Annotated in this window: 8 protein-coding genes; 4 read left to right on the top strand and 4 right to left on the bottom strand. The window is 65.9% G+C overall.

Going from position 1 to position 9,000, the window contains the following annotated elements; genetic code table 11:
* Positions 1-223: 223 nt before the first annotated feature.
* Both purB and JOZ79_RS13085 read left to right on the top strand, forming a co-directional pair.
* On the top strand, positions 224-1,549 hold the full coding sequence (purB, locus tag JOZ79_RS13090; RefSeq protein WP_294074956.1) for an adenylosuccinate lyase: 1,326 nt from the start codon (positions 224-226) through the stop codon (positions 1,547-1,549).
* A gap of 24 nt (positions 1,550-1,573) precedes the next feature.
* The gene (locus tag JOZ79_RS13085) at positions 1,574-2,419 is read left to right on the top strand and encodes a GAF domain-containing protein (RefSeq protein WP_294074954.1); all 846 of its coding nucleotides are present in this window, start codon (positions 1,574-1,576) and stop codon (positions 2,417-2,419) included.
* Here the strand turns inward: JOZ79_RS13085 and dnaJ are convergent.
* A complete protein-coding gene (gene dnaJ, locus JOZ79_RS13080; RefSeq protein ID WP_294074952.1) occupies positions 2,416-3,531 on the bottom strand; it encodes a molecular chaperone DnaJ in 1,116 nt (371 codons plus the stop codon). The two genes, JOZ79_RS13085 and dnaJ, sit on opposite strands and share 4 nt — an antisense overlap.
* Positions 3,532-3,601: 70 nt before the next feature.
* Entirely contained in the window at positions 3,602-5,551 is a 1,950-nt protein-coding gene (gene dnaK, locus JOZ79_RS13075; protein ID WP_294074949.1) for a molecular chaperone DnaK, read from the bottom strand.
* Positions 5,552-5,746: 195 nt separating this feature from the next.
* Here dnaK and JOZ79_RS13070 point away from each other — a divergent pair, with 195 nt between their 5' ends.
* Positions 5,747-6,694 carry a phosphatase PAP2 family protein gene (locus tag JOZ79_RS13070; protein ID WP_294074947.1) on the top strand — a complete coding sequence of 316 codons (948 nt, stop codon included), beginning with the start codon at positions 5,747-5,749 and terminating at the stop codon, positions 6,692-6,694.
* On the opposite strand, the gene fabG is transcribed toward JOZ79_RS13070, so the two are convergent.
* Positions 6,648-7,388 (bottom strand): 3-oxoacyl-[acyl-carrier-protein] reductase, encoded by a 741-nt coding sequence (fabG, locus tag JOZ79_RS13065; protein WP_294074945.1) that lies wholly within the window; start codon positions 7,386-7,388, stop codon positions 6,648-6,650. The genes JOZ79_RS13070 and fabG overlap by 47 nt on opposite strands.
* Entirely contained in the window at positions 7,388-8,326 is a 939-nt protein-coding gene (gene fabD, locus JOZ79_RS13060) for an ACP S-malonyltransferase (RefSeq protein WP_294074943.1), read from the bottom strand. Before fabD ends, fabG begins: the two co-directional genes overlap by 1 nt.
* 122 nt (positions 8,327-8,448) lie before the next feature.
* On the opposite strand from fabD, the gene JOZ79_RS13055 reads away from it, so the two are divergent.
* Complete coding sequence (locus JOZ79_RS13055) at positions 8,449-8,922, top strand: DUF4142 domain-containing protein (RefSeq protein ID WP_294074941.1); 474 nt, start codon at positions 8,449-8,451, stop codon at positions 8,920-8,922.
* Positions 8,923-9,000: the final 78 nt, after the last annotated feature.

Raw genomic sequence — 9,000 nt, 5'->3', positions numbered from 1 at the left:
TCCAGACGTCTGTCCTACAGATGGCGCGCTATGCTCTAAGGGTGGCGTGATCGTTTTGCAGTGTGCGTGCGGGCAACCTTCTGAAGGTCACACATCCGGCCGTCCTGAGGCGTCTTCGCCGAGAGGCCCCGAACATTGCGCAACCCGATCGGACACGTACTTTGTGACCTTTTGCGCGCCGCCGGTTTGAACCCCCGCCCCTTCCCTGCTAGCCGCCCGGCGCATGGTCCCCCGCTATTCCCGTCCCGAGATGACGGCCATCTGGTCGTCCGAAAATCGTTTCCGCATCTGGTGGCAGATCGAAGTGTTCGCCGCCGAGGCGATGGGCAAGATCGGCATGATCCCGGCCGAGGACGCCGCGAAGATCCGCGCCGCCTACGACCGCGACGTGCTGGGCGAGATCGATGTTCCCGCCATCGACGCCATCGAAGCCGTCACCAAGCATGACGTGATTGCCTTCCTGACCTGGGCGGGGGAGAAGCTCGGACCCGAGCGGCGCTGGATCCACCAGGGGATGACCAGCTCCGACGTGCTCGACACCGCGCTTGCGGTGCAGCTCAAGCAGGCCGCCGACCTTCTGATCGTCGATCTCGACAAGCTGCTGGAAGCACTGAAGCGCCGGGCGCTGGAGCACAAGCTGACTCCGACCATCGGCCGAAGCCACGGCATCCATGCCGAGCCGGTGACCTTCGGGTTGAAGCTCGCCCAGGCCTATGCCGAGTTCGAGCGCAATCGCGAGCGCCTCGTCCGCGCCCGTGACGATGTCGCGACCTGCGCCATCTCGGGCGCGGTCGGCACCTTCGCCAACGTTCCCCCAGCGATCGAAGAGCATGTCGCCGCCGAGCTCGGCCTGACGCCCGAGCCGACTTCGACCCAGGTCATCCCGCGCGACCGCCACGCGATGTTCTTTGCGACGCTGGGCGTGATCGCCTCGTCGATCGAGCGGCTGGCGATCGAGGTCCGCCACCTGCAGCGGACTGAGGTCCTGGAGGCGGAGGAATATTTCTCGCCCGGCCAGAAGGGCAGCTCGGCGATGCCGCACAAGCGCAATCCTGTCCTGACGGAGAACCTTACCGGTCTCGCCCGCATCGTGCGGAGCTATGCGCTTCCCGCAATGGAGGATGTGGCGCTGTGGCACGAACGGGACATCTCCCACTCCTCGGTCGAGCGCTTCATCGGGCCCGACGCCACGATCACGCTCGATTTCGCTCTCGCTCGTCTCACCAGCGTCGTCGACAAGCTGGTCGTCTATCCCGAGCGGATGCAGAAGAACCTCGACCGGATGGGCGGCTTAGTCCACTCGCAGCGGGTCCTGCTGGCGCTGACCCAGGCCGGCCTCAGCCGCGAGGATTCCTACGCCCTCGTCCAGCGCAACGCGATGAAGGTGTGGCAGTCGGACGGCCAGCTGTCGCTGCTCGACCTGCTGAAGCAAGACCCCGAGGTGACGTCGAAGCTGCCGGGCGACAGGCTCGATGCGCTGTTCGACCTCGGCTACCACCTCAAGCACGTCGATACGATCTTCGGACGCGTTTTCGACCGCAACTCTTGAGGCTTTCGCCGATTGATGCAGCGCATGGCGAGCACCGTCACCTCGAAGCCCTCTGAAGCCGCGCCTCAGCCCGCGGCGCGTACCCAGTCGTGCGGCTTCGTCCTCGAGCTGTCGCCGGACTGGCTGATTATCCGCGCTTCGGAGAACGCCCACGCCTATCTGGGTGAATATCCGGCCCGGCTGATCGGCGAGCCCTTGTCCAGCTTCACCCTTGCCCAGCCGTTGCACGACCTTCGCAACAGCCTTGCCCGGCAGCGCAGCAGCAATGGCATTGCCCGCGCCTATCGCGCCCGACTGACGCATGAGCCGCGGCATTTCGATATCGCCTTCCAGCAGCTGGACAACGGCATGCTGCTCGAGTTCCTGCCGAGCGGCAACGACGGCTTTGGCGATGCGTTGGGCGCGGTCAGCCGGCTGCTCGACGGAATGACCGGCGATACCCGCGAGGCGCTCTGTAACAATGCCGCACGGCGCATGCGGGCACTGACCGGCTTCGATCGGGTGACCCTCGTGCTCGACGGCACGCATTGCACCGAAAGCGCTCGGAGCCCCTTCGCCGAGCCGGCCGGGTGCGACGTCCTGCCGTCGATGCTCGCCGACGCGAAGGCGGCGCCGGTCGGCGTTTTTCCGGTCGGCACGAGCGACGGGACGGTGTCCGGGGCATTGCTGCGCGGCCTTACCGCGGATGAGCAGCAGGAGCTGGCGGCCAACGGGGTTCGGTCAGCCCTATGCGTCCCGCTAGCCCGGCAGGGGCGGTCCCTGGGCCATTTCCGGTGCGAGAGCCGAACGCCATGGACGCCGTCGCTTGAGCTTCACGCTGCTGCCGAGCTGTTCGCCCAGATGGTCGGGATCGAGCTGGAGCGGCTCTAGCCGCCGAACATGTCGCGGACCCGGCTGAAGAAGCCCTTCGCCGCCGGGCATTCCTCGCCCGTCTCCGTCTCACGGAATTCCTCGAGCAGCTTCTTCTGCTCCTTGCTGAGCCGGGTCGGAGTCTCGACCAGAATGCGCGCGACGACATCCCCGCGCCCGCGGCCGTTGAGGACCGTCATGCCGGCACCGCGGTGGCGAAGCTGCTCGCCCGACTGGATGCCCGACGGGATCTTGAGCTCGACCTTGTCGCCGTCGATGCCCGGGAGGGTGATCGAACCGCCAAGCGCCGCCGTCGTGAAGGTCACCGGACAATCGGCGATCAGGTTCGTGCCTTCGCGGGCATAGATCGGGTGCGGCTTCATGTGCACGAACATGTAGAGGTCGCCGCTCGACGCGCCGCGAACGCCTGCCTCGCCTTCGCCGGCAATGCGGATGCGGGTGCCTTCGTCGACGCCGGCCGGGATCTTCACCGACAGGTGGCGGCGATTGAGAGCGCGCCCTTCCCCTTCGCAATTGCTGCACGGATCGCTGATAACTTCGCCGCTGCCGCGGCAGGTGGGGCAGCCGCGCTCGACGACGAAAAAGCCCTGCTGGGCACGGACCTTGCCCATGCCCCGGCAGGTGCCGCAAGTCGCCGCGCAATTGTCGGTGCGGGTGCAGCCTCGGCCCTCGCACGCCTCGCACCGCGCCAACGCGTCGACCGTGATCTCCTTGTCGACCCCGTTGAACGCCTCCTCGAGCGTCAGCTGGATATCGTAGCGGAGGTCGGCGCCGCGGGCGGCATTCTGCTGCTGCCCGCGTTGGTCCATGAAGTCGCCGAAGATGGTCGAGAAGATGTCGGAGAAACCGTTGAAGCCGGCCTCGCCGAACGGATCGCCGCCGCCATTTTGAAATGCCGCCTTGCCGAACCGGTCATAAGCGGCGCGCTTGTTCGGGTCCTTGAGCACGTCATAGGCTTCGTTGATCGCCTTGAAATGCGCTTCCGATTCCTTGCAGCCGTTCTTGCGATCCGGATGGTGTTCCTTGGCAAGCTTGCGGTACGCCGCCTTGATGGCGCCGTCGTCCGCGCCGCGCGCGACGCCCAGCAGCTCGTAATAGTCCTGCTCGACCATCAGTGAATCTTGCCCCTACGCAGCACAAGGTGCGGCGCCGCCCCCTTCGAGGTGACGGCGCCGCAAGTCATCAGCCCTTGGCTGCTTCGTCGTCGACCTCTGAAAACTCGGCGTCAACCACCTCGTCCTGGCTGCCAGAGGTTTCCCCGGTTTCGGCACCTGCCTGCTCGGCGCCTTCCGGAGCCTCGGTCGCGGCCTGCGCCTGCTGCTGCTCGTACATCGCCTGGCCGAGCTTCATCGCCGCCTGCGTGAGCGCATTGGTCTTCTGCGTCATCTGCTCGGCGTCGCCGCTTTCGACGGCGGTCTTTGCCTCGGCGATCGCATTCTCGATCTCCGATTTCACCTCTGCGCTGACCTTGTCGCCATGCTCGGCAAGCTGGCGCTCGGTCGAGTGGATGAGGCTTTCGGCCTGGTTCTTGGCTTCGGCCGCAGCGCGCCGCTTTTTGTCGTCCTCGGCGAACTGCTCGGCTTCCTTGACCATCTTGTCGATGTCGGCGTCGCCGAGACCGCCCGAGGCCTGGATCCGAATCTGCTGCTCCTTGCCGGTACCCTTGTCCTTGGCCGAGACATTGACGATGCCGTTGGCGTCGATGTCGAACGTGACCTCGATCTGCGGCACGCCGCGCGGCGCGGGGGGAATGCCGACCAGGTCGAACTGCCCGAGCACCTTGTTGTCGGCAGCCATCTCGCGCTCGCCCTGGAAGACGCGGATGGTCACCGCATTCTGGTTGTCCTCGGCGGTCGAGAAGACCTGGCTCTTCTTGGTTGGAATGGTCGTGTTGCGGTCGATCATCCGGGTGAACACGCCGCCCAAAGTCTCGATGCCGAGCGATAGCGGAGTGACGTCGAGCAACAGCACGTCCTTGACGTCGCCCTGCAGCACGCCGGCCTGGATCGCGGCGCCCATCGCCACGACCTCGTCCGGGTTGACGCCAGTGTGCGGATCGCGACCGAAGAACTCCTTCACCCGCTCGCGCACGCGCGGCATCCGGGTCATGCCGCCGACGAGAACGACGTCGGCAATGTCTTTCGCATCGACGCCGGCGTCCTTTAGCGCCTTGCGGCACGGCTCCATGGTGCGGTCGATCAAGTCCTCGACCAGCTTCTCGAGATCGGCGCGGCTGATCGTCTCGACCAGGTGGAGCGGAGTGGTCGTGCCACCCTCCATCCGCGCGGTGATGAACGGCTGGTTGATCTCCGTCGTCGCTGCGGACGACAGTTCGATCTTCGCCTTTTCGGCGGCCTCCTTGAGCCGCTGCAGGGCAAGGCGGTCGGTTCGGAGGTCGATGCCCTCCTTCGCCTTGAAGCGGTCGGCTAGCCAGTTGACGATGCGCGCGTCGAAATCCTCGCCGCCGAGGAAGGTGTCGCCGTTGGTCGACTTCACCTCGAACACGCCGTCGCCGATCTCGAGGATCGAGACGTCGAACGTGCCGCCGCCAAGGTCATAGACCGCGATCGTCTTGCCGTCTTCCTTCTCGAGCCCGTAGGCGAGCGCGGCCGCGGTCGGCTCGTTGATGATGCGCAGCACTTCAAGACCGGCGATCTGGCCGGCGTCCTTGGTCGCCTGGCGCTGCGCATCGTTGAAGTAAGCGGGGACGGTGATCACCGCCTGGGTGACGCCCTCGCCGAGATAGGCCTCGGCAGTTTCCTTCATCTTCTGAAGGATGAAGGCGGAAATCTGCGACGGCGAATAATCCTTGCCGCCGGCGCCGACCCACGCGTCGCCATTATTCCCGCGAACGATCTTGTAGGGCACCAGCTCGGTGTCCTTCTTGGTGATCGGGTCGTCGAAACGGCGGCCGATCAGGCGCTTCACCGCGAAGATGGTGTTGTCGGGGTTGGTGACCGCCTGGCGCTTCGCCGGCTGGCCGATCAGGCGTTCGCCGTCCTTCGTAAAGGCGACGACTGACGGCGTCGTGCGCGCGCCTTCCGCATTCTCGATGACCTTCGGCTTGCCCGCTTCCATGACGGCGACGCAGCTGTTGGTCGTGCCCAAGTCGATTCCAATGACCTTGGCCATGTGTCTCTGTCCCTCTTCCTATGCCCCTCTCCGATCTCCCGAAAGGCGACCGGATTGTTGATTTCGGAGGGCGATATAGGTGCAAGGAGCGCGACAACAAGGCACGGGCGGTCCAAGACCTGGCCCCACGTGCTTTGTGCAAAATTAACAGCTTCGTGCGACCCCTGCGCCATGGCCGCGGATCAACCCGAACGGATGAGCAACGACAGCATCAGCTGGGCGGCGATTACGGCGCTTGCCGTCGCGGTGATCGGCGCCGAGCTGACCTCCCCACTGCATGTCGCGATGGTCAGCCTCGCCAATCTCGCGTTTGCCTGCGCAGCCCTGGGCTCGGCGGCGCTGTTCTATCGACATGTCCGAGTCAACGACCGGTTCAGTGCCTGCTGCATCGGCCTCGCCCAGGCACTGGTCTTCAGCGCACTCGGGGCGGTCCTCTCCTACCTGCTAGCGCGCGATGGAGGGCCACTGTGGGATCCGACGCTACACCGTTGGGATCGGGCGCTCGGCCTCGACTGGCTCGCCTACGCGCGGTTCGTCGACCGTCACGCCTGGCTCGTCGCCGCCTATGGCTTCGCCTATGGGACGCTGATCCCGCAGACGATCGTCGTCATCGTCGCGCTTGGTTTCAGCGGCAGGCTGGATCGGCTTCGCATGTTCATCCTCGCCGCGATCCTGAGCGGAACGACGGCCATCCTGCTCTCGCCGCTATTTCCGGCGGTCGGCAACTTCACCTTCCTCGCGCTCAAGCCAAGCGGCTTCGCGCATGTCTGGCAGTCGGCGGACCTGGCCGACGTCCGCGACTTCCTGGCGGTGAGGAACGGCAGCCTTGCAAGCCTCGACCTGCGCAAGATGCAAGGGATCATCGTCTTCCCGAGCTACCACGGCGCACTTGCGGCGACGACCTTGTGGGCATTCTGGACGAGCGGCCTCAAGTGGCTGCGGTGGGGCGGCGGCCTCGTGGCCCTGCTCACCATTGCCGCGACGCCGGTCAACGGCGGTCATTATTTCGTCGATGTGATCGCCGGCGTCGCGATTGCGGGGGCGAGCATTGCGGCGGCGAGGCGACTAGTCTTCGCCCGCCTGCCGCTCGAAGCGATCACGGCATTGCCATTCCGCCGTTCACGTGCAGCGTTTGCCCGGTGACGTAGCCTGCCTCGCGGCTGGCGAGATAGACGCAGGCGGCACCGATATCGTCGCCGCTGCCCATCTGGCCGAGCGGAATGCGTGAAAGGATGCCCGCTCGCTGCTGTTCGTTCAGCGCCTCGGTCATTGCCGAGGTCATGAATCCGGGCGCGACGGCGTTGACGGTGATGCCACGGCTTGCGAGCTCCTGCGCAACCGCCTTGGTCATGCCGATCAGCCCCGCCTTCGACGCCACATAATTGGCCTGCCCGGGATTGCCGGTTACACCCACGACGGACGTCACCGAGATGATCCGCCCGAAGCGGGCCTTCATCATCGGCTTCGCGGCCGCCCGCATCAGCCGGAACGCGGCCTCGAGATTGATGCGGATCACGTCCTCGAACTCCTCATCCTTCATCCGCATCAGGAGATTGTCGCGAGTCACGCCGGCGTTGTTGACGAGGATGTCAAGCTTGCCGCCCAGCGCCTCGACCGCTTGCGGGACGAGCTGGTCGACGGCCGCGCCGTCGGAGAGATTACACGGCAGCGCGACATGATCGCCGCCCAGGCCGGAGCGGAAGCTCTCCAGCTTGTCGACATTGCTCCCACTCACCGCAAGCCGGGCGCCTTGCCCCGCCAAGGCCTTCGCAATCGCGCTGCCGAGGCCGCCAGAAGCGCCCGTGACCAGCGCCGTCATGCCCCTGAGGTCGAACATTAGGCGATCTCCTTCGCCAGAGCTTCGATGTCGTCGATGGTGAGGAGGCTGGTGACCCTGGCGTCGGGCAGGATGCGCTTCACCATGGGGCCGAGCACCTTGCCGCCCAATTCGACAAATTCCTCGACGCCGGCGCTTCCCATGTTGGCGACGCTTTCCCGCCAGCGGACCATGCCGGTAACCTGATCGACGAGCTGGTCGCGGATCGTGTCGGGGTCGGTGACCGGCTCGGCAGTGACATTGGCGACCAGCGGCACCGCGGGCTGCTGGACTACGACATAGCTCAGCGCATCGCGCATCGCCTCGGCCGCCGGCTGCATCAGCGGACAATGGAACGGCGCGGACACCGGCAGCGGCACCGCGCGCTTGGCCCCCATGTCCTTCGCAATCGCAATCGCCCGATCGATCGCCGCCTTAGCGCCGGATATTACGACCTGACTCGGGTCGTTGTCGTTGGCGACGGTGCAGACCTCGTCCTGCGCCGCCGCGTCGGCGATCTTCTGAGCAAGCGCGAGGTCCGCGCCCAGAAGCGCCGCCATCGCGCCCTGGCCGACCGGCACCGCCTGCTGCATCGCCTGGCCGCGCAGCTTCAGCAGCTTGGCCGTCGTCGCGAGGTCGAACGAGCCAGCCGCGCATAGTGCCGAATATTCCCCAAGGCTATGACCGGCGACGAAGCTTGCCGCCTTCGCCATGTCCACCCCGCCGTCCTGCGTCAGCGCGCGAAAAACGGCGATCGAATGTGCCATGATCGCCGGTTGGGCATTCTCGGTGAGCTTGAGCTCGTCCTCAGGCCCGTCACGCATCAGCCGGAACAGGTTCTGTCCGAGCGCCTCATCGACCTCGTCAAAGATGTCGCGCGCCGTCCGGCTCGCATCGGCGAGCGCGGCACCCATGCCGACCGCCTGGCTGCCCTGTCCGGGAAATAGAAAAGCGCGCATCGTTACCCCTGTTGCTGTCGGAGCCGCCGCTTGGCCGCTTGACCGGCACCGGTCAAGCAACCCTCGGAACCGGCACGGAGCGCCACGGGTTCCGTCAGCGCCACCTCGCATGGAGAGCCGTGATGCTCCGCACGATCCTGTTCGCCTCAGCCATATTCGTCGCCACGCCGGCCTTCGCCGCCCCATCCGCCCATTTCCTCAAGGATGCGGTCGAGGGCGATTATTCGGAGTCGACGCTCGGCAAGCTGATTCAGGCGCATGGCGCGTCGGCGCAGGTGCGCGACTTTGGCGCGGCCCTGAACCGCGACCATAGTGCAGCGCTGCCGAAGGCCCAGGCCGTCGCGGCTCGCGAGCATCTGCATATCCGCGCCACCATGGCGCCAGAGGCGCGCGATGAGCTCTATCGGCTGAAACGCCTCAGCGGCGCCCACTTCGACCGCGAGGTGGCGCGTTACATGATCGACGACCACAAGAAGGACATCGCCGAATTCAAGGAGCAGGCGCGCACCGGCGATAAGGCGACGGCGGCCCTTGCCACGGCGACCCTGCCGACGCTGCGCAAGCACCTCGCGATGGCGGAAGCGATCAGGCGCTAGCCGGCAACGGTACGAGCTATCGCATGGACCTAACGCCGTCCGGATTTTCGTTCGCGACAGCCGCAGCGTTTCCGCTAT

The organism is Sphingomonas sp. (assembly GCF_019242355.1).
Taxonomy (GTDB): Bacteria; Pseudomonadota; Alphaproteobacteria; order Sphingomonadales; family Sphingomonadaceae; genus Sphingomicrobium.
Note: the sequence above shows the minus strand (reverse complement) of the source record. Positions and strands in the feature narration are given on the sequence as shown.

Coding starts and splice junctions, on each gene's coding strand:
- fabD (WP_294074943.1), bottom strand. CDS start 8,326: ATGCGCGCTTTTCTATTTCCCGGACAGGGCAGCCAGGCGGTCGGCATG.
- dnaK (WP_294074949.1), bottom strand. CDS start 5,551: ATGGCCAAGGTCATTGGAATCGACTTGGGCACGACCAACAGCTGCGTC.
- JOZ79_RS13055 (WP_294074941.1), top strand. CDS start 8,449: ATGCTCCGCACGATCCTGTTCGCCTCAGCCATATTCGTCGCCACGCCG.
- dnaJ (WP_294074952.1), bottom strand. CDS start 3,531: ATGGTCGAGCAGGACTATTACGAGCTGCTGGGCGTCGCGCGCGGCGCG.
- fabG (WP_294074945.1), bottom strand. CDS start 7,388: ATGTTCGACCTCAGGGGCATGACGGCGCTGGTCACGGGCGCTTCTGGC.
- purB (WP_294074956.1), top strand. CDS start 224: ATGGTCCCCCGCTATTCCCGTCCCGAGATGACGGCCATCTGGTCGTCC.
- JOZ79_RS13070 (WP_294074947.1), top strand. CDS start 5,747: ATGAGCAACGACAGCATCAGCTGGGCGGCGATTACGGCGCTTGCCGTC.
- JOZ79_RS13085 (WP_294074954.1), top strand. CDS start 1,574: ATGGCGAGCACCGTCACCTCGAAGCCCTCTGAAGCCGCGCCTCAGCCC.